A 19,349-nucleotide genomic window follows, 5' to 3' on the forward strand; every position below is an offset into this window, starting at 1 on the left:
TTTATCAGTCGTCGTCGTTTGGATCAAGATCCGGAAACATCACTTCGGTGTAGCCGAACTTTGAAAAGTCGGTGATCCGCATCGGGTACAGGATCCCCATCAGGTGATCCACCTCGTGCTGCACCACGCGCGCGTGGAAGCCGTCGACGTCGCGGCTGATCTTGTTCCCGAACTGGTCCACGCCTTCGTAACGCAGCTTGCTAAAGCGCGGCACCAGCCCGCGCAGCCCAGGAACCGACAGGCAGCCTTCAAAAGCATCGTCCTTCTCGTCCGACAGCGGCGTGAGCACAGGGTTGATCAGCACCGTCTCTGGTACTTGCGGCGCATCCGGGTAGCGCACGTTTTGCTTGAAGCCGTAGATCACCAGCTGCAGGTTGACGCCGATCTGGGGCGCGGCGAGGCCGGCGCCGTTCGCCGCGTGCATGGTGTCGAACATGTCTGCGATGAGCGCATGCAGTTCGGGCGTATCGAGTTCGCGCACCGGTTCGGCCACGCGCAGCAAGCGCGGATCGCCCATTTTGAGGATTTCACGGACAGTCATTTTGGGTCGAGTCTTTCACATACGTCGTTAAGGAACTGGCGCAGGCCAGGACCGGTCTCTGGGTGCTTCAGGCCCATCGCGGTCATCGCCTTCAGGTAGCCAAGCTTGGAGCCGCAGTCGTAGCGCTGCCCGGAATAGCGGTAGGCCAGCACGCGTTCGGCCGCCATCAGCGCCGCGATGCCGTCGGTCAGCTGGATCTCGCCGCCGGTGCCGGCGCCAAGGTGTTCGAGGTAGTCGAATATGCGGCCGGTCAATACGTAGCGCCCCACCACGGCAAGCGTCGATGGGGCGGCTTCAGGCTGCGGCTTTTCGACGATGCCAGACACCAGTTCGATCCCCGGCCGGTAAGGCGCCGAGCTGACGATGCCATACTGCCTGGTGTTCTCGCGCGGGACGTCCTGCACTGCCAGCACGCTGCAGTTCTCGTAATCGTATAGTTCGGTCATCTGCTGCAGCACAGGCTTGTCTGCCGGACCGGTGTCCATGAAGTCGTCGGCCAGCAGCACGGCAAAGGGCTCGTCGCCCACCACCGGGCGCGCGCACAGCACCGCATGGCCAAGGCCCAGCGGCTCGGACTGGCGGATGTAGATGCAGGTGATGTTCTTCGGGATGACGCCCCGCACCACTTCCAGCAGCTGGGCCTTGCCCGCCGCTTCCAGCTCGGCTTCCAGCTCGTAGGCTTTGTCGAAATGGTCTTCGATGGCGCGTTTGTTGCGGCCCGTGATAAAGATCATCTCGGTGATGCCAGCCGCGACTGCTTCTTCGACCGCGTACTGGATCAGCGGCTTGTCGACGATCGGCAGCATTTCCTTGGGCTGCGCCTTGGTCGCGGGGAGGAAGCGGCTGCCAAGGCCGGCAACCGGGAATACTGCTTTTCTGATGCGCTGCATCCTGCACCCCCTCTTGTTCTGTTTAAGCGGCCGCGCCGTTTGCCGTCTCCAGCAGGGCTAACAGCGCAGCCTCGTCGAGCAGCGTGATGCCCAGTTCCTGCGCTTTTGCCAGCTTGCTGCCTGCGTCGGCGCCGGCTACCACGTACGAAGTCTTCTTCGATACGGAACCCGACACCTTGCCGCCTGCCGCCTCGATCATGGCCCCGGCTTCGTCGCGGCTCAGTGTCGGCAGCGTACCGGTCAGCACAAAGGTTTTGCCGGACAGCGCGCTGTCCGACTTCGCCATCGAATGCGCGCCCTCTTTCCAGGTCATGCCGGCTTCCCGCAGCTGGGCTACCAGCGCGCGGTTGTCTTGATCGGCCAGGAACTCGGCAATCGACTTGGCCACGACCGGCCCGACATCGGGCACGTCCATTAGCTGGATGCCATTCTCCCACGTTGCCGCATGAAGCAGCGCGTCGATGCTGCCGAAGTGCTGGGCCAGCGCCTTGGCGGTGGATTCGCCCACGTGGCGTATGCCGAGCGCGTAGATAAAGCGCGCGAGTGTGGTCTGCTTCGATTTCTCGAGCGCGTCGAGCACGTTCTGCGCCGACTTGGTGGCCATGCGGTCGAGCGCGCAGAGCCGGTCCATGTCGAGCCGGTAAAGGTCAGCGGCCGTCTTGACGGCGCCCTTGTCGACCAGCTGTTCGATCAGCTGGTCGCCCATGCCTTCCACGTCGATGGCGCGGCGCGAGACGAAGTGCATCAAGCCGCCCTTGCGCTGGGCGCTGCAGTGGGTCCAGCCGCCGGAGCAGCGCGCGATTGCTTCGTCTTCCGGCTTGACGATGGGCGAACCGCATACCGGGCAGTTGGCCGGCATGACGAATTCGCGCGCGTCCGCCGGCCGGCGTTCAGGTACGTGCGCCACCACCTCGGGGATCACGTCGCCGGCACGCCGCACGATGACGGTGTCGCCGATGCGGATGTCCTTGCGGCGCACTTCGTCTTCATTGTGCAGCGTCGCGTTCATGACGTTGACGCCGCCGACGAATACCGGCACCAGGCGCGCCACCGGTGTGATTGCGCCGGTGCGGCCTACCTGCACCTCGATATCCTGTACCTGCGTCAGCGCTTCCTCGGCCGGGAATTTATGGGCCAGCGCAAAGCGCGGCGCGCGCGATACAAAGCCAAGCTGCTGCTGGTCTTCCAGCCGGTTGACCTTGTAGACCACGCCGTCGATTTCGTACGGAAGGCCGGTGCGGCGCTTGCCGATGTCGCGGTAAAACGCCAGCATGCCCTCAAAGCCGCTGACGACAGCGCGTTCGGCGCACACCGGCAGGCCGAGTTCGTGGTACCAGTCGAGCAGTTTCGAATGCGCGTCAGGCATCGCCGCGCCTTCCAGCGCGCCGATCCCATAGGCAAAGAAGCGCAGGCTGCGCTGCGCGGTAATGCGCGAGTCGAGCTGGCGCAGGCTGCCCGCCGCAGCGTTGCGCGGGTTGGCGAATTCCTTTTGCCCTGCGTCGCGCTGGCGCGCATTCAGCCTGGCGAAATCGGCCTTGTACATCAATACTTCACCACGCACTTCGAGCACCTTGGGCACCACGCTGCCGTGCAGGCGCAAGGGAATGGCGCGGATGGTGCGGATATTGGTAGTGACGTCTTCGCCGGTGGCGCCGTCGCCGCGCGTAGCCGCCTGCACAAACACGCCGTCCTCGTAGCGCAGGCTGATGGCCAGGCCGTCGAACTTGAGTTCACTGGCATAGTCCGCCCGCACCGCGCCAAGGCCTTCACGCACGCGGCGGTCGAAGTTTTCGACATCCTCGTCCGAAAAGCCGTTATTCAACGACAGCATCGGCACCGTGTGCGTCACCTGCTTGAATTCGGGGATCGGCGCGGCCCCTACCCGGTAGGTCGGCGAATCGACCGATACCGCTTCCGGGTGCGCGGCTTCCAGTTCCTGCAGTTCGCGGAACAGCTTGTCGTACTCGGCGTCGGGAATGGTCGGCGCGTCTTGTACGTGGTACGCAAAGATGTGGCGGTTCAGTTCAGCCGTCAGCCACTTCATCCGCTCCAGGTAGGCGCTGTTTGCTTCAGTCGTCACGGTACTCCCTGAACTCAGCTGAACAAGCGCATTGCGCGGGTCGAGCCGGCAGGGATGTCGGCCGCTTCCATCTCCTGGTAGAACTCCAGTACCTGGCCATTGATCTCGGCCAGCGCGGCATCCGTCAGCGGCTGGTCGAAGTCGTCGACGATGGTGCAGTCCAGGCGCTCGACCAGCTGCTTGGCGCAGGTGACCATGGCGCCAAAGCCATCGCGCGCCGGCGCCACGCATGGCACGTCGAGCAGCAGCGTCAGGCGCGATGTGGTGTCGGCGCCCAGCGTCACATTGGTCGACAGCGTGAACAAAATGCCGCCCTCGCCGTCCGGCATCGCAAAGCGGCCGTCGGGACGCACGTCGAAGCCCTGCTTTTCCAGCGCGCCGATCAGGGTCGCCATCGACCATGGCGCGCCGTTCGACATCAGGTTGACGCCCAGCTGGGCGTCGTGGCCGGCGACGAAGCGGTGCAAGGTGCGCGATTCGCCCATTACTTCGATCATGTCCGGGATTTCCGGCTCTGCGCCGATTTCGTCAGCCACCGCGCGCAGGCGCGTTACCAGCTCGGAGTATTCAAGTTCGTTCAGCGCCGTGGTGCGGCTGGCCATCTGCACGCCTGCCTGCAGCTTGGTGTAGACGCCGCCGTGCGTGATCGGCTCCCAGTCGCCGTTGACATGCAGGCCGATGAAATGGACCGGCTTGTTGCCGACGTGGCGCAAGGTTTGCAGCACCGGCAAGATCTTGTCGCCGCGGACGGCGATCTCCAGCGCCAGCGGGATCAGGCAGTCGATCAGCGGATCGACCAGCGAGTTGGCCAGTTCGGCGGCGGGCGTCAGCCCGTCCGGGCCCACCGGCGCCTGGGCCGGGGCGATGGGTGCGAAGTCGCCTTCCGGTGCGCCGACTGACGGCTCGGCGTCAAAACCGCCGCCGCTGGCCGCACCCGGGATCGGGTTCAGGCCAAGGTCGAACGACGGCTCCTGGCGCGGTTCGCCCGCGCGCATCAAGACGTCGTCATGGTCGCTCGCGAAGGCCCGCTCCACGGTTTTCTTGGCCTTGTACTCCTGCCATTTGTTGTAGGTATAAACGCCAGCGATAAAAACGCCGCCAGCGGCAAGAAGGCTCACTTGAAGATCTGTCATGCTGCTTGTGCCTCAGTAGCGAAATTTGCGGCGGACTCCATGTCCACCGCCACAATGCGCGATACACCTTGTTCCTGCATCGTCACACCGATCAGTTGATTGGCCATTTCCATCGCAATTTTGTTGTGCGAGATGAAAAGGAATTGGGTATGGTCCGACATCCGCTTGACCATCCTGCAGAAGCGTTCGGTGTTCGCGTCGTCGAGCGGCGCGTCCACTTCGTCCAGCAGGCAGAATGGCGCGGGGTTAAGCCGGAACATCGAAAACACCAGCGCTGTCGCGGTCAGGGCTTTTTCGCCGCCCGACAGCAGGTGGATGGTCGCGTTCTTCTTACCCGGCGGCTGCGCCATCACCTGCACGCCGGAGTCGAGGATTTCGTCGCCGGTCATCACCAGCTTGGCATTACCGCCGCCAAACAGGATCGGGAACAGCTCCGAGAAATGGTGGTTGACGCGGTCGAAGGTGTCCTGCAGCAGGTCACGCGTCTCCTTGTCGATCTTGTGGATGGCGTCTTCCAGCGTGGTGATCGCCTCGTTCAGGTCGGCGTTCTGGGAGTCGAGGAAGTTCTTGCGCTCGGACGCCTGCGCCAGCTCGTCGAGCGCGGCCAGGTTGACCGCGCCAAGGGCCGTGATGGCGTTGGTCAGTCGCGTCACTTCGCCCTGCAGGTAGGACGCCTTCATGTCCGGATGGAGCTTTTCGTTGAGCGCCGCTTCATCGGCTTCCACCGCCTTGAGCGCGTCGGCAAACTGCTCCTGGTTCAGGCGCGCGGCCTGTTCCTTCAGCTGCATCTCGGTGATCTTGTCGCGCTGCGGCTGCAAGCTGCGTTCGGCCTGCATGCGCGCTTCTTCGGCGCTGCGCAGCTGTTGCGTGATCTGGTCCAGCTCATGGCGGGCATCGGCCAGCGCGCGTTCCTGGCTGGTGCGCCGCTCAAGCAGGTCCTGCAGGCCGTCGTTGGCCGCGCCGGACTCCAGCGATTCGAGTTCCTGCTGGCCGAGTTCGATGCTCTCGCCAACCTGCGACGCCTGCTGCGTGGCGGTGGCGATATTGCGCCGCAGTTCTTCGATCTTGCTGCGCTGCGACTTCTCGGCGAACTGCGCTTCCTGCGCTGCGCGTTCCATCTCGCGCAACTGCTGGCGGGCGTCGGCAAGCGCCTGCTCTTTTTCGAGGAAGACGGTCTGGCCGTCTTCGTGCGCGCCCTGCAGTTCGGCCAGCTCCATGTCGAGCTGTTCGAACTTCTCTTCGGCCTCGGCCTGGATCTGCTGCTGTTCAGCTTCCTGCATCGCGATCTCGGCCAGGTCGGTGGCGATCTGGGTGCTGCGCTGGTTGAAGCGCGCTTCGACTTCCGACTGCTTGACGACCTCGATTTGCAGGCCGTGCACCGTCTGCGTCAACGAGGCGATACGCTGGCGGGCGTCCTGCAGGCGGCGCGACAGGTCGGACGCGGCAGCGTCGGCGCGTACCGAACGGGCGCGCGCTTCGTCGGCCAGCAGGGCTTGCGCGCGCAGCTGGCGCGTGATGTTTTCGATTTCCTGCTGACGCCCAAGCATGCCGTCCTGCTCCGCGTCGGCCGCGTAGAAGCGCACGCTCGACTGCGTGACGACGTGGCCCTGGCGGGTGATGAACGAGCCGCCTGTTGGCAGCTTGCCGCGCTCCGCGAAAGCGGTGGCGGTGTCTTCGGCGGCGAACACATTGTGCAGCCAGTCGTGCAGCAGGCCGCGCAATCCGGTTTCATTCAGCTTGAGCAGGTTGGCGAACGACTTGAGGCCATTGACTTCCACAGGCGACGCCGCGTTTTCAAGCGTCGGGGCATACAGCGCCAGCTTGGCCGGCGGTGCATCGTTGAAGAAGGCCTTGGCCCAGTCGATGTTCGACATTTCCAGCGCGCCGGTGCGCTCGCGCAGCACCGCTTCCATCGCGGTTTCCCAGCCCTGGTCGATATGCAGCTTCTGCCACAGGCGCGGCAGGCCATCGAGTTCGTGCTTTTGCAGCCATGGCTGCACCTTGCCCTGGGTTTGCACGCGTTCCTGCAACTGCTTCAGTGCGGACAGGCGCGCTTCCAGCTGCGCGTTGGCGGCGCTTTCGGCATTCACCTGCGCCTGCGCGGCGGAGCGTTCTTCTTCGACGCGCTGCTGCTGCTCGGCGGCCTCCTCGAGCGTCAATGTCTGCTCTTCCAGCGCCTGCTGCTTTTCCTCCAGCTGCATCTTGAGGTTCGCGAGGTGGCTGCTGTCCGGCAGGTTCAAACCGTTCTTTTCCTGCTGCAGGCGCTCGCGCCGCGTGGCCAGGCCTTGCAGGATGTTCGATGCATTGCGCTGGTGCGCCGAGGACAGCTCGATCTGCTGCTGCGCCTGCATGATTTTCTGGCGCGACTGCGTGGTCTTTTCCTGCGCTTCGCGCCACGCCGCTTCGAGCGACGGGATGCGTTCGTTCTGCGCTTCCGCCGCCATCTGCGACTGCTCGACACGGCCGCCCAGTTCCTCCAGCAGGTATTCGGCTTCTTCGATCTGTTCCTGGTACTCCTGGCCCTGCGCCTGCCACTGGTTGCGCTGGGCGGTCAAGGTACCGATCTGGTTCTGCAGGCGCGTGCGCGACTCGATGACGAACTTGATCTGCGCTTCGAGGCTGCCGATTTCGGAGTTGGTCTGGTACAGGTGGCCCTGCGCGGTGTGCAGGCGGTCGCCGACCGCGAAGTGGGCCTGGCGCATGCGCTCGAGGTCCAGCTCCACGTGGCGCAGCTTGGCGGTCTGCTCTTCGAGGTCGGTCTGGGCCTGCTCCATCTCGCGGAAGTACCTGGTCTGCTCGGCCTTCGCCTCGTTCTTGCGCAGCAGCCAAAGCAGCTTCTGCTTCTCTTCCTGGTCGGCCTGCAGGGTGTGGAACTTGTTGGCGACGACAGCCTGCGCCTCCAGCTTCTCGAGGTTGGTGTTCAGTTCGCGCAGGATGTCCTCGACGCGCAGCAGGTTTTCGCGCGTGTCGTTCAGGCGGTTTTCGGTTTCGCGGCGGCGTTCCTTATATTTCGAGACGCCCGCCGCCTCCTCCAGGAACACGCGCAATTCTTCAGGGCGCGACTCGATGATCCGCGAGATCATGCCCTGGCCGATGATCGCGTAGGCGCGCGGGCCCAGGCCGGTGCCGAGGAAGATGTCCTGGATATCGCGCCGGCGTACCGGCTGGCTGTTGATGTAGTAAGTGGAGGTACCGTCGCGCGTCAGGGTGCGCTTGACCGCGATCTCGGCGTACTGGCCCCACTGGCCGGCAGCCTTGCCGTCGTTGTTGTCGAACACCAGTTCGACCGATGCGCGGCCCGCCGGTTTGCGGTGCGTGGAGCCGTTGAAAATAACGTCCTGCATCGACTCGCCGCGCAACTCGGAAGCCTTCGATTCGCCCAGCACCCAGCGCACGGCGTCGATGATATTCGACTTGCCGCAGCCGTTAGGGCCGACCACGCCCACCAACTGACCCGGGACCTGGAAATTGGTGGGATCGACGAAAGACTTGAATCCCGACAATTTAATGGAAGATAGACGCACGTTGTTGACTGTTCTTCGCCTTGCTCGGCTCTAGGTTACCCGGAGATCGGAAAGGCCACCATCATACCATCTGTTGCTTGCATTAAGGCCAAGTACAGAGCCAGGTCCAGCGTACTTTTTCCGGGGCACACGGGGGAATGTAAGGTGCCGGGGCCAGTTGCCAGCCCGGGCGCTGCCAGACGCGGTCGTTGCCGGACAGGGTCAGCGCGGCCGCCACCAGCCATTGCTGGGACATGCGCGGGTCGATTTTAGGGAGCAGCAGCATCAGGGAAAGCGTGATGGCGACCAGGATCGGGCCGGGGCGGAAATTGACCGCGGACCGGGCGCGCGCGATGAACAGCAGCGCTGCGGCGAGGCCGAGCAGGCAGCCGGACAGGGCTTCGGCGACCGAATGGGCGCCGACGACCACGCGCGATGCGGCAATGGCGGCGCCGAGCAGCGCCCCGGCGAGCACGCCCTGGTTGCGCAGGCGCGGTTTCTGGCGATGCAGCAGGAGGCCGATGGCGACCGGGAAAACCGCCGCGGCACGTGCGGCATGCCCGCTGAGGCCGGCAAAATCGAGGGCCTGGGAACCGATGCCCCAGCCGAGGAAGGCGAGTTTACTGGCCACCACCAGCGCCATCGCGGCGAGGAAGACAGCAATCCAGTAGCCGGCCAGGCGCACGCAATGGGCGACGCCGAGCCAGGCGGCAATGCCCACGGCGATGGGCGCCGTGACATTCAGACTGCCAAGGTCGGTGAGGTGCTGCCACCAGTTCATGAGTAGCCAGGTTGTTGTCGTAGCGCTGGATTATGCGCTCAGGACGGCAGGCACCGGGTCGTTCATGGCTTCCGACAGCACGCGCGCGACCACCCCGCTCTCCTGGATGACGCGCGCCTTGCCATCGCGGCACAGTTGCGCCAGCGCCTCGCCCTGCAGCGAAAACGCCTCCTGGCGTGCGCCGGTCGAGAAGATGAACAAGCTGCGCAGCGGACTGACCCACGCCAGCTTGACCTTGCGCACGCTGGCGTCAGGCTGCACGAACTCCAGCCACATGCCGCGTTCCAGCCCATCCACGGTAACGATGGCCTCGTCAGCCTGGGCCGCCTGCTCCAGCTCGGCCGCAGCCTGCTCTTTTTCGATCCGGCGAATCGCGTCCTGCTGCGCAGCCTCCACCGCGATCTCCAGTTGGCGCGCGGGCGACAAATCAAGCGGCGCGCGCACGATCGAGGCGTGGCACTCGGCCAGCCCGGCAAAGAACTGCAGCCGGTCGGCGTCCTGCCACTTGATCACGTCGAGCCACTTGTTCAAGGTCGTCAACAGGCCAGGCAGCTTGCCGATCAGTTCCTTGCGCTGCTCAGTCGTCACCTTCGGCTTGACGCTCCACAGCAGGTCGTCCATGGTGCGCGTCGCGTTGGCCACCGCACCAGGCTTGTCCTCCTCCACCGTATAGGCAACCGTCAGTACGGTGGTCCATTTCTTTTCAAGGAAGCTATCGACGATTTCAACTGCGCCGTTGCCGCCGAGGCGCATCGCCACCGCGGTCTTTGCGCTACGGGTCGCCTCGGCGGCTTTTTCCTGCTTGAGGGCCTTGGCGATCGGCCCCGCGATATCGGTTTCGGCGATGGTTTCGTCGGCGGCAATCGATGCTTCCAGGTCAGCGACCGCCTCCGCAAAGGCTTGCTGCTCGCGGCCGGCATCGCGTCCCACCAGGTCGACGTTGCGGCGCATCGCCTGGAACAGCGGGTCATCCGCGCTCTTGCGCTGTTCCCAGCCCATGCGCGACAACAAGTCGATCATGCGCCGCGCCGGGTGCGCCTCCTCGAAGAAGAAGTTCTTGTCCGACAGCGCCGCCTTGAGGACCGGAATCTGCAGGAACTGGATCAGGTCGCGGATCTCGGGCGGAATACTGTCGTCGAGGAAGACGGTTTCAAAGATGCGCGACAGCAGGTCGATGGTGCTTTCATCGCCGCGCGACAGGCTGCCCTGCGGCAGGCTCTGCTTCAGGCGCGGCAGGTAAAACACGTTGTGGGGCGCCGCGCCCGCATCCGGCAGCTGCGGCATGCGCTTCTGCATCTCGCCCAGCATGCCCAGCAATCCACCGCTGCCACCGCCACTCATCGGTGCAGGCTGTGGGCCCTTGGCCGCCTCCGCAAAGCCCCCGCGTGTCGGCACGGCTTCCCTCGCCGCTGGCGCATCGAATCCCGCAGCGGTGCTCGGGCGCCAGCCGCCGTTACCCTGCGGCATAGATGGGAGGTCAGGAATCAGGGGAATGCCATCGTCCGGTTCGGCGCCGCCGCCAAAGAAGTCCTTCAGCCGCCGCGACAGCGCCGCCTTCTCGGCCGCGCGCGCCGCCCTGGCCGCCGCAGCGTTGTCGGTTTTCTGGATACGGTAGGCGTCGACGGAACCGGGCAACACGCCTTTGCGCAGCATGGCCAGGTTCAGCGCCTCATACATGGGCGCGAACTCAAACAGGATAGCCGGCTTGAGCAAAGGAACGATCAAGCCGTGGCCCGCGGCATCTGGCTCGAAATCGACCCATGCCTGCTGCAGGGCCATCAGGAATACCTGCGGACGGAACGGGTTCTGGTTCATGCGCAACACGTCGCGCCCGAGCATATGCCCGAGGCGCACGCTGAGCGTGGCCAGGGCATCGGAGCAGGTCACGTCGAATGGGCGGCTGATCGCGTCGAAAGCCACCTGGTTGTCCATCTCCTCCAGCGGCACCAGGCTCAGCGGCGCCGCCGGCGCCGCACTTTTGGCGCTGACCGGGGCCAATGCCGCCAGGTCCTTGCGCACCGCATCGGTAAGCGCCGTGCAGGCAAGATGGAAGAAGGCGTAGCTGTTTTCTTTAAGCAGGTTGCCGGATTTGACGCGCTGGTACATTGCGCCGCCATTGGCGGAAGGATCGGTCGCATCGAGCAACCCGGCAATGATGCGGTTCACCACTGCCATCAGGTGTTCATTGACGTGGCTGCTGACGATGCCGACGAGCTTGTCCATCAGGTCCTGGCGCGCTTGGGCGCCAGATGCCTGCGGGGGGCCTGCTTCCGATTGTCGACTCGCCATCATTAGGCCATTCTGACAGGTTATTGCCACAAGGCAATAGCCATTATGCATATTTGCGACGCTTTTTGCGCGGTTTGCGCCATTTTCTGCGAAATATCGGTCCGTCAGCCGGCCTGCCGAACGAGGTCGCGTCTTTGATATCGCGCAATTATTGCTAATAGGACTTCCTTACCATGGGAAAGATGCCCCATCTGGAATTGCCACTGAGAAGGAACCCATCATGAAACTCATCCGTAACCTCGACACCACCCTGAAAATCCACGCCTGCCTTGCCATTGTGCTGTTCCTTGGGGTGGGATTGGCGGCCTGGCTGCTGGCGCAACTGGGGCAATTGAGCGAGCTGACGGCGCAGGTGTTGCAGAGAGGCGGGATCGGGGGCGGCGCCCAGGCGGCCGAGTTACTGCGAACCGGCTATGACGACACGCGCAACTGGAGCATTGTGTGCATTATTGCCGGGCTGGCGGTCGCCGGTACGCTCGCGGCCTGGCTGGCGGCCGAGGTGTCGCGCCCGATCCACGCCGCTGTCGTCGCGGCCCAGCGCATTGCCGGGGGCGACCTCGGCACCCGGCTTGAGCAGGAAGGCAGCGGCGAGCAGGGTTTGCTGATGCGCGCCATGCAGGAGATGAACGACAAGCTGGTGACGATGATTGTCGACGTCCGCTCAGGTTCGGAAACCATTTCCAGCGGCGCCGGCGAGATTGCCAGCAGCAGCATGGACCTGTCCGCCCGCACCGAACAGCAGGCCGCCGCGCTGGAAGAAACCGCCTCGTCGATGGAAGAACTGACCTCGACCGTCAAGCAGAATGCCGACCACGCCCACCAGGCCAGCAAGCTGGCGGTTTCGGCGTCGGAAGTGGCCGTCAAGGGCGGCGCAGTGGTGTCGGAAGTGGTCGGCACGATGGCGTCGATCAACGAATCCTCGCGCCGCATTGCCGAGATTATCGGCGTGATCGACGGCATTGCGTTCCAGACCAATATCCTGGCGCTGAATGCGGCGGTCGAGGCCGCGCGCGCCGGCGAACAAGGCCGCGGCTTTGCGGTGGTGGCCGCCGAGGTGCGCAACCTGGCCCAGCGCTCCGCCGCGGCGGCGCGGGAAATCAAGGAACTGATCGACGATTCGGTCGACAAGGTCACCGCAGGCACCCAGCTGGCCGACAAGGCCGGCAACACGATGAATGAAGTGGTGGCGAGCGTCAAGCGGGTCACTGAGATCATTGGCGAAATCGCCGCTGCCAGCGCGGAGCAGACCACCGGCATCGAACAGGTCAACCAGGCCATCGCCGCAATGGACCAGGCCACCCAGCAGAACGCCGCGCTGGTGGAAGAGTCGGCCGCCGCGGCAGCGTCGATGCGCGACCAGGCGGGCGCACTCAAGCACACCATCAGCGCGTTCGTGCTCGATGTCGAGCACAGCCGTCCTGCAGCGCAGATTCACCTAGTCGCCAGCAACCCCAACCCCGGCAAGCCGGCCGCCGCGAAGGCCGAGCCGGCCCGCCGCCCTCGCCCGGTCCCGGTCGCGTCGGCGTCCACGGCGCGCAAGCCGGCGGCGTCCAAGCGTGCCGCTACCAAGCCTGACACCGATTGGGAGGAATTTTGACCGCTGAGTTTCGTTGCAATCCTGTAGGACGCAATCCTACAGGGGTACGAGTAATGTTCCGATACCAGTTCAACAGTGCGGATCGCATCATTGCTTCACCGGAAACGCAGATGAGAACTTTTCTCAACCGCTAAACCGGCGAGCACAGCATCCCAACTTTAAAAAGGAATGAACATGAACTCGAATCAAAAGAACCAAGGCGGCAACAAGCAATCGGGTAACCAGCAGTCGGGTAACCAATCGGGCTCGCGTTCGGATAGCCAGCAATCGGGCAACCAGTCGGGCTCGCGTTCGGGCAGCAACCAGGGCAGCCAGCAATCGGGCAATAACGCCGGTTCGCGTTCGGGCAACCAGGGCGGCACCCATGAGCAGCACGTAGAAGCCGGCCGCCAAAGCCACAAGAACGACGCATCGCGCCAGTCGGATTCGCAAGCGTCGGACGCCAACTCGGCCTCGTCCGGCAGCCGCCAGTCGAGCGGTGGCGGAACCCGCGGTGGCACCCCTGAGCAACACGCTGAAGCTGGCCGTCAAAGCCACAAAAACGACAAGCGCTGATAACGTAGTCGCATGCTGGACGGCGCCGAGTTTCCGGGCCCCGTCATGACAGTAGCCAAACAGGAAGCAAAAAGAAAGAGTCTGCGCCGGACATTCCGGTTGGCAGGCTCTTTTCCTTTGGGCGTCGTTCCCGCGAAGGCGGCAATTCATCACCCGGTGGCATGGTGGCGATGCACGCTTTGGCACGCAGGCGACGGACTATAGGTTCCCGTTTTCGTGCGAACGACACTGTGGCGTAAAAAAACCGGCGCGAGGCCGGTTTGGTTTAGATGTTGTGCAGGTGGAAGCCCTTGGGCGGGGCAAAGTCGCGAATGCTGTTGATCACTCCGGCCACCTCGGCGTCGCGGGCGGTCAGGTGCAGGTCGGAATACTGGTGGATCGCCCACTGCTCCGGCGTCAGCGTAACGTGCTTGCGCAGGATCGATTCGGTGCGCGCGTCATCGGCGCGCAGGCCTTCGACGATGATGTTCAACGCATCCGGGCGCGCGCCTGGCGACGCGGTCGCATGCGACTTGTGCACCATGAAACGCGCCGTCTCGCTGGCATAACGCTCAGTGCCCGACAGGTAAAGGATGACCGCGATCGACGCTACCGCGCCGCCGTTGTACGTCACGAACTTGATCGGCGAATTCGACAGGAAGTTGTACAGGCACAGGCCATCGCTGACATAGCCGCCGTTTGACTGGATTAACACGTGCGCGGTGTCGATGCCGCGCTCGGTCATTTCGGCGACCGCCTCGAACACACGGTGCACCATGTCGCTGTTGACGTCTCCCGACAAAGTGTAATAGGCGTCCGTTTCCTTCGTTACGGTTTCTTCGCTCATGGTTATTGGCTCGCGTTGTTGATAGTCTGATTCTAACAAATTAGAGCACGGCAAGCCTTGCGCCTCCCCTCATTCGTGCGCGCCCCGCCACCACCGGGCCGATGGCGCCGAGTTGACACCAGGGCCATGGTGGCATATCCTCCACAGTCTTGATCGGGAGAGGGCAGCGCACGGCTGCCGCCGAAGGGGCATCACCCAAAAACTCTCAGGCAAAAGGACCGGTCAGGGGTCGGCGGCGCATCGCGCACCGGTTCAACTCTGGAGAGCGGCCGCGGCACATTGCAAGCGGCCCACCGAAGGGGCAGGCGGATCATTCCGCTATCTCTCAGGTATCGAGGACAGAGGGGCGCGAACAAACACGGACGGCTGTGAGGCTTGCCGCGTCTGCTCGGCAGTCCCCTTTTCACTTGCCCTGAGGATTCCATGACGCTTAAAGCGACCCCGCTCAATTCCGCACACCGCGCCGCCGGCGCCAAGATGGTCGACTTCGGCGGCTGGGACATGCCCGTCAACTACGGCTCCCAGATCGAAGAACACCACGCTGTGCGCACTGACGTCGGCATGTTCGACGTCTCGCACATGTGCGTGGTCGACATCGAAGGCGCCAATGTCCGTGCTTTCCTGCGCGGCCTGCTGGCCAATAACGTCGACAAGCTGCAGGTACAGGGCAAGGCGCTCTACTCGTGCATGCTCAAGCCTGAAGGCACCGTCATCGACGACCTGATCGTCTACTTCTTCAACGAGAACTGGTTCCGCCTGGTGGTCAACGCCGGCACCGCCGAAAAGGACCTCGCCTGGATCAACGCGCAGAACGCGGCCACCAACAGCGGCGTCACCGTCACCCAGCGCCGCGATGGCGACAATGCGATGGCGCTGATCGCCGTCCAGGGCCCGAACGCACGCGCCAAGGTATGGGAAGTCCTCCCTACCGCCAAGGAAGCATCCGAACAGCTCAAGCCATTCAATGCCGTGATCGTCAAGGACACCGCCTTCGGTGAAGTGATGGTCGCGCGCACCGGCTACACCGGCGAAGACGGTTTCGAACTGGCCTTCCCTGCTGCGCAAGCCGACGCGCTGTGGAACGCCCTGGTCGCCGCCGGCGTCAAGCCTGCGGGCCTGGGCGCGCGCGACACGCTGCGCCTGGAAGCCGGCATGAACCTGTACGGCCAGGACATGGACGAAACCGTCAACCCGCTCGACGCCGGCCTGGGCTGGACCGTCGACCTGGTCTCCGAGCGCGACTTCATCGGCAAGGCAGCGCTGCAAAAGGCAGGCCAGAACCAGCAATACGTTGGCCTGATCCTGCGCGAAAAAGGCGGCGTGCTGCGCGCGCACCAGAAAGTCATCAGCGCGTCGGGCAGCGTCGGCGAAATCACCAGCGGCACCTTCAGCCCGACCATGCAGCAAGCGATTGCGCTGGGCCGCCTGCCGATGGACGTCGCCGTCGGCGACACCGTGCACGTCGAGATCCGCGACAAGAAGCTGGCCGCCACCGTCGTCAAGCTGCCTTTCGTGCGTAACGGTAAAATCCTGGTTTCCTAAGCCTTTGCTGCCCCGACCAACACCCTATATCAAACACTGGAGCTACACATGAATATCCCTGCCGACCTGAAATACACCGAGTCCCACGAATGGGTCCGAGCTGAAGCTGACGGCACCGTCACTGTTGGCATCACCGAGTACGCGCAGGACGCGCTGGGCGACATCGTCTTCGTCGAACTGCCAAAGGTCGGCAAATCGCTGACCGCAGGCGACGACGCAGCGGTGGTCGAATCGGTCAAGGCGGCAAGCGACATCTACGCGCCGGTATCGGGCGAAGTCGTGGCAGTCAATGATTCGGTCGCCGACGCGCCTGACTCGATCAACCAAGACGCCTACTCGGCCTGGCTGTTCAAGCTCAAGCCAAGCGACGCCAACGCCATCAACGGCCTGCTCGACGCAGCCGGCTACGGCAAGGCAACCGCGGAGTAATCCGTTTCCTGCCGCGCGCCCGCGCGCGGCAGGCCCTGTCCTATCAGCCCTTCATACCCATCGGCAGCCCTCCTCCGGCAGCCAGCATCTTATTTGGCCCCTACCATGACCCGCACCAGCCTGACCCAACTTGAAGCCCGCGACGATTTCATCTCGCGCCACATCGGCCCATCGGAAACCGAACAGCAAGCCATGCTGTCGAAGCTCGGCTACGCATCGCGCGCCGCGCTGATCGACGCTGTCGTCCCGGCCAACATCCGCAACAAGAGCAAGCTCGCGCTGGGCGAGTTCTTCAACCCGATGCCCGAACAGGAAGCGCTGGCAAAGCTCAAGGCGATCGCCTCGAAGAACAAGGTCATGAAGTCGGTGATCGGCCAGGGCTACTACAACACCTTCACCCCAACCGTCGTCCTGCGTAACATTTTTGAGAACCCGGCCTGGTACACCGCTTACACCCCGTACCAGCCAGAGATCTCGCAAGGCCGCCTCGAAGCGATCCTGAACTTCCAGCAGGTTGTCACCGACCTGACCGGCATGGGCATCGCCAACTCGTCGATGCTCGACGAAGGCACCGCTGCCGCTGAAGGCATGACCCTGATCCAGCGCGTCGGCAAATCGGCATCGAACGTGTTCTACGTCGCCGATGACGTCCTGCCGCAGACCCGCGAAGTCATCGAGACCCGCGCCAAGCCGCTCGGCATTGAAGTGCGCACCGTGCTTGCCTCCGAAGTTGAATCGCTCAACGAATCCTGCTTCGGCGTGCTGCTGCAATACCCGGGTGTCAACGGTGAAGTGCGCGACTACCGCGCCGCCGTCGAAAAGCTGCACGCAGCTGGCGCAATGGTCATCGCCGCCGCCGACCTGCTGGCGCTGACCCTGCTCGCGCCTCCGGGCGAATGGGGCGCCGACGTTGTCGTCGGCAACAGCCAGCGCTTCGGCGTACCGCTCGGCTTCGGCGGCCCGCACGCAGGCTACCTGGCCACCCGCGACGAATTCAAGCGCAGCATGCCAGGCCGCCTGGTCGGCGTGACGATCGACGCGCAGGGCAACAAGGCCTACCGTCTCGCGCTGCAAACCCGCGAACAGCACATCCGCCGCGAGAAAGCCACCTCCAACATCTGCACCGCGCAGGTCCTGCTGGCAGTGATGGCGTCGATGTACGCCGTCTACCACGGCCCGAAAGGCCTGGAGCGCATCGCCACGCGCGTGCACCGCTTCACCAGCATCCTCGCCTCGCAACTGGGCCAGCTCGGCTACACGCTCGACAACACGACGTGGTTCGACACGCTGACGATCAAGACCGACCGCGCCGAACAGCTGCACGCTACGGCTGAAGCCAAAGGCGTCAACCTGCGCCACATCGACGGCTCGCACGTCGGCGTCTCGCTCGACGAAACCACCACGCGTGAAGACATCGCCCTGCTGCGTTCGATCTTCGCCGAAGGCATCGACAGCGCCGCCGCGCCCGACCTCGACGCGCTCGACGCGGATGTAAACGACTCCTACCCATCGGCCCTGGCCCGCACCAGCGCCTACATGACGCACCCGACCTTCAGCCGCTATCACGCCGAACACGAAATGCTGCGCTACCTGCGCAGCCTGGCCGACAAGGACCTGGCGCTTGACCGCACCATGATCCCGCTCGGTTCGTGCACGATGAAGCTGAACGCCACCAGCGAAATGATCCCGGTCACCTGGCCGGAGTTCTCGTCGATCCACCCGTTCGCGCCGGACAACCAGACGGTCGGCTACCGCGAAATGATCGGCCAGCTCGAAGAGATGCTGTGCGCCGTCACCGGCTACGCCGCGATCTCGCTGCAGCCGAACGCCGGCTCGCAGGGCGAATACGCGGGCCTGCTGGTTATCCAGGCCTACCACCAGTCGCGCGGCGAAGGCCACCGCAACATCTGCCTGATCCCATCGTCGGCGCACGGCACCAACCCGGCATCGGCCAACATGGTCGGCATGAAGGTTGTGGTCACCGCCTGCGATGAAAACGGCAACGTCGACCTGGACGACCTGAAGGCCAAGGCCGAGCTGCACAGCAAGAACCTGGCGTGCGTGATGGTCACCTACCCATCGACCCACGGCGTGTTTGAAGAAGGCATCCAGGAACTGTGCGAAGTGATCCACTCGCACGGCGGCCAGGTGTACATCGACGGCGCCAACATGAACGCGCTGGTCGGCGTGGCGGCTCCGGGCAGCTTCGGCGGCGACGTCAGCCACCTGAACCTGCACAAGACCTTCTGCATCCCGCACGGCGGTGGCGGACCAGGCGTAGGCCCGATCGGCGTTGGCGCGCACCTCGCCAAGTTCCTGCCGAACCAGCGTTCGACCGGCTACTCGCGCGATGAAGCAGGCATTGGCGCCGTCAGCGCCGCGCCATACGGCTCGGCCAGCATTTTGCCGATTTCGTGGATGTACATTGCGATGATGGGCGGCGAAGGCCTGACCGAAGCGACCGAAACCGCGATCCTGTCGGCCAACTACATCGCCCGCCGCCTGGCGCCGCATTACCCGGTGCTGTACACCGGCCATGATGGCCTGGTAGCGCACGAATGCATCCTCGACCTGCGCCCGCTGCAGGACGCGACCGGCATCAGCAATGAGGACGTCGCCAAGCGCTTGATGGACTTTGGCTTCCACGCACCGACCATGAGCTTCCCGGTACCGGGCACCCTGATGATCGAGCCGACCGAGAGCGAATCGAAGGTTGAGATCGACCGCTTCATCGACGCGATGATTGCGATCCACGCCGAGATCGTCAAGGTTGAGCGTGGCGAGTACGACCGCATGGACAACCCGCTCAAGGGCGCGCCGCACACGGCGGAAGTGGTGATGGCTGACGACTGGCAACACCAGTACACGCGTGAAGCTGCAGCCTTCCCGGTAGCGTCGCTGCGCAAGCAGAAGTACTGGCCGCCGGTTGGCCGCGCCGACAACGTGTACGGCGACCGTAACCTGTTCTGCGGCTGCGCACCGATCAGCGATTACGAGTAAGCTTTGATTCGGCGGATGACGCTTCGCTCTTCCGCCCTACGGTCCATGATGACGTAGGGCGGACGAGCGTGTATAGCCGGGACACATAGTGAACACATGTCGGGAGACATGGTGAACACCTTTTATGATCATCGTTTTGCCACCTTGGGGAGCAGACGATGCCTTGGAAGGAGAGTTCACAAA

At 64.0% G+C, this 19,349-nt stretch carries 13 protein-coding genes and 2 riboswitches; of the genes, 5 read left to right on the plus strand and 8 right to left on the minus strand.

Annotated features, from left to right (window positions below; genetic code table 11):
* Positions 1 to 4: 4 nt before the first annotated feature.
* The 7 genes from def to LMJ30_RS08895 all read right to left on the minus strand — a co-directional run bounded on the left by def (position 5) and on the right by LMJ30_RS08895 (position 11,151).
* Positions 5 to 541: a peptide deformylase gene (gene def, locus LMJ30_RS08865; RefSeq protein ID WP_229431979.1), complete on the minus strand. Its 537-nt coding sequence runs from the start codon at positions 539 to 541 to the stop codon at positions 5 to 7.
* Positions 538 to 1,431: a UTP--glucose-1-phosphate uridylyltransferase GalU gene (galU, locus tag LMJ30_RS08870; RefSeq protein ID WP_229431980.1), complete on the minus strand. Its 894-nt coding sequence runs from the start codon at positions 1,429 to 1,431 to the stop codon at positions 538 to 540. The genes def and galU overlap by 4 nt, the downstream gene beginning before the upstream one ends.
* Positions 1,432 to 1,453: 22 nt before the next feature.
* Positions 1,454 to 3,475: an NAD-dependent DNA ligase LigA gene (gene ligA, locus LMJ30_RS08875; protein ID WP_229431999.1), complete on the minus strand. Its 2,022-nt coding sequence runs from the start codon at positions 3,473 to 3,475 to the stop codon at positions 1,454 to 1,456.
* A gap of 50 nt (positions 3,476 to 3,525) precedes the next feature.
* Positions 3,526 to 4,644 carry a cell division protein ZipA C-terminal FtsZ-binding domain-containing protein gene (locus tag LMJ30_RS08880; protein ID WP_229431981.1) on the minus strand — a complete coding sequence of 373 codons (1,119 nt, stop codon included), beginning with the start codon at positions 4,642 to 4,644 and terminating at the stop codon, positions 3,526 to 3,528.
* Positions 4,641 to 8,168, minus strand: coding sequence for a chromosome segregation protein SMC (gene smc / locus LMJ30_RS08885; RefSeq protein ID WP_229431982.1), 3,528 nt, complete (start codon positions 8,166 to 8,168; stop codon positions 4,641 to 4,643). Before smc ends, LMJ30_RS08880 begins: the two co-directional genes overlap by 4 nt.
* A gap of 82 nt (positions 8,169 to 8,250) precedes the next feature.
* Positions 8,251 to 8,928 carry a phosphatase PAP2 family protein gene (locus LMJ30_RS08890; RefSeq protein ID WP_229431983.1) on the minus strand — a complete coding sequence of 226 codons (678 nt, stop codon included), beginning with the start codon at positions 8,926 to 8,928 and terminating at the stop codon, positions 8,251 to 8,253.
* Between the two features lie 30 nt (positions 8,929 to 8,958).
* A complete protein-coding gene (locus LMJ30_RS08895; RefSeq protein ID WP_229431984.1) occupies positions 8,959 to 11,151 on the minus strand; it encodes a DUF1631 family protein in 2,193 nt (730 codons plus the stop codon).
* A 286-nt stretch (positions 11,152 to 11,437) separates the two neighbouring features.
* Here LMJ30_RS08895 and LMJ30_RS08900 point away from each other — a divergent pair, with 286 nt between their 5' ends.
* A complete protein-coding gene (locus LMJ30_RS08900; RefSeq protein WP_307729267.1) occupies positions 11,438 to 12,814 on the plus strand; it encodes a methyl-accepting chemotaxis protein in 1,377 nt (458 codons plus the stop codon).
* Between the two features lie 174 nt (positions 12,815 to 12,988).
* The gene (locus tag LMJ30_RS08905) at positions 12,989 to 13,369 is read left to right on the plus strand and encodes a hypothetical protein (protein ID WP_229431985.1); all 381 of its coding nucleotides are present in this window, start codon (positions 12,989 to 12,991) and stop codon (positions 13,367 to 13,369) included.
* Positions 13,370 to 13,634: 265 nt separating this feature from the next.
* Here LMJ30_RS08905 and LMJ30_RS08910 read toward each other — a convergent pair whose 3' ends face one another.
* Positions 13,635 to 14,195, minus strand: a complete 561-nt coding sequence (locus LMJ30_RS08910; RefSeq protein WP_229431986.1) for an ATP-dependent Clp protease proteolytic subunit — start codon at positions 14,193 to 14,195, stop codon at positions 13,635 to 13,637.
* Positions 14,196 to 14,339: 144 nt separating this feature from the next.
* A riboswitch (glycine riboswitch) is annotated at positions 14,340 to 14,426 on the plus strand.
* A gap of 17 nt (positions 14,427 to 14,443) precedes the next feature.
* A riboswitch (glycine riboswitch) is annotated at positions 14,444 to 14,547 on the plus strand.
* Between the two features lie 71 nt (positions 14,548 to 14,618).
* Between LMJ30_RS08910 and gcvT the strand changes: the two genes are divergently transcribed.
* The 3 genes from gcvT (at position 14,619) to gcvP (ending at position 19,166) form a co-directional block, all read left to right on the plus strand.
* Positions 14,619 to 15,737 carry a glycine cleavage system aminomethyltransferase GcvT gene (gene gcvT, locus LMJ30_RS08915; protein WP_229431987.1) on the plus strand — a complete coding sequence of 373 codons (1,119 nt, stop codon included), beginning with the start codon at positions 14,619 to 14,621 and terminating at the stop codon, positions 15,735 to 15,737.
* A gap of 48 nt (positions 15,738 to 15,785) precedes the next feature.
* On the plus strand, positions 15,786 to 16,166 hold the full coding sequence (gene gcvH, locus LMJ30_RS08920; RefSeq protein WP_229431988.1) for a glycine cleavage system protein GcvH: 381 nt from the start codon (positions 15,786 to 15,788) through the stop codon (positions 16,164 to 16,166).
* Between the two features lie 105 nt (positions 16,167 to 16,271).
* Positions 16,272 to 19,166, plus strand: coding sequence for an aminomethyl-transferring glycine dehydrogenase (gene gcvP, locus LMJ30_RS08925; protein WP_229431989.1), 2,895 nt, complete (start codon positions 16,272 to 16,274; stop codon positions 19,164 to 19,166).
* The last annotated feature ends 183 nt before the right edge of the window (positions 19,167 to 19,349 follow it).

This window comes from Massilia agrisoli (assembly GCF_020831365.1).
In the GTDB taxonomy this organism is placed as follows: domain Bacteria; phylum Pseudomonadota; class Gammaproteobacteria; order Burkholderiales; family Burkholderiaceae_D; genus Telluria_A; species Telluria_A agrisoli.

Coding starts and splice junctions, on each gene's coding strand:
- LMJ30_RS08910 (WP_229431986.1), bottom strand. CDS start 14,195: ATGAGCGAAGAAACCGTAACGAAGGAAACGGACGCCTATTACACTTTG.
- gcvP (WP_229431989.1), top strand. CDS start 16,272: ATGACCCGCACCAGCCTGACCCAACTTGAAGCCCGCGACGATTTCATC.
- def (WP_229431979.1), bottom strand. CDS start 541: ATGACTGTCCGTGAAATCCTCAAAATGGGCGATCCGCGCTTGCTGCGC.
- LMJ30_RS08880 (WP_229431981.1), bottom strand. CDS start 4,644: ATGACAGATCTTCAAGTGAGCCTTCTTGCCGCTGGCGGCGTTTTTATC.
- gcvT (WP_229431987.1), top strand. CDS start 14,619: ATGACGCTTAAAGCGACCCCGCTCAATTCCGCACACCGCGCCGCCGGC.
- galU (WP_229431980.1), bottom strand. CDS start 1,431: ATGCAGCGCATCAGAAAAGCAGTATTCCCGGTTGCCGGCCTTGGCAGC.
- gcvH (WP_229431988.1), top strand. CDS start 15,786: ATGAATATCCCTGCCGACCTGAAATACACCGAGTCCCACGAATGGGTC.
- ligA (WP_229431999.1), bottom strand. CDS start 3,475: ATGAAGTGGCTGACGGCTGAACTGAACCGCCACATCTTTGCGTACCAC.
- LMJ30_RS08890 (WP_229431983.1), bottom strand. CDS start 8,928: ATGAACTGGTGGCAGCACCTCACCGACCTTGGCAGTCTGAATGTCACG.
- LMJ30_RS08900 (WP_307729267.1), top strand. CDS start 11,438: ATGAAACTCATCCGTAACCTCGACACCACCCTGAAAATCCACGCCTGC.
- LMJ30_RS08905 (WP_229431985.1), top strand. CDS start 12,989: ATGAACTCGAATCAAAAGAACCAAGGCGGCAACAAGCAATCGGGTAAC.
- LMJ30_RS08895 (WP_229431984.1), bottom strand. CDS start 11,151: ATGGACAAGCTCGTCGGCATCGTCAGCAGCCACGTCAATGAACACCTG.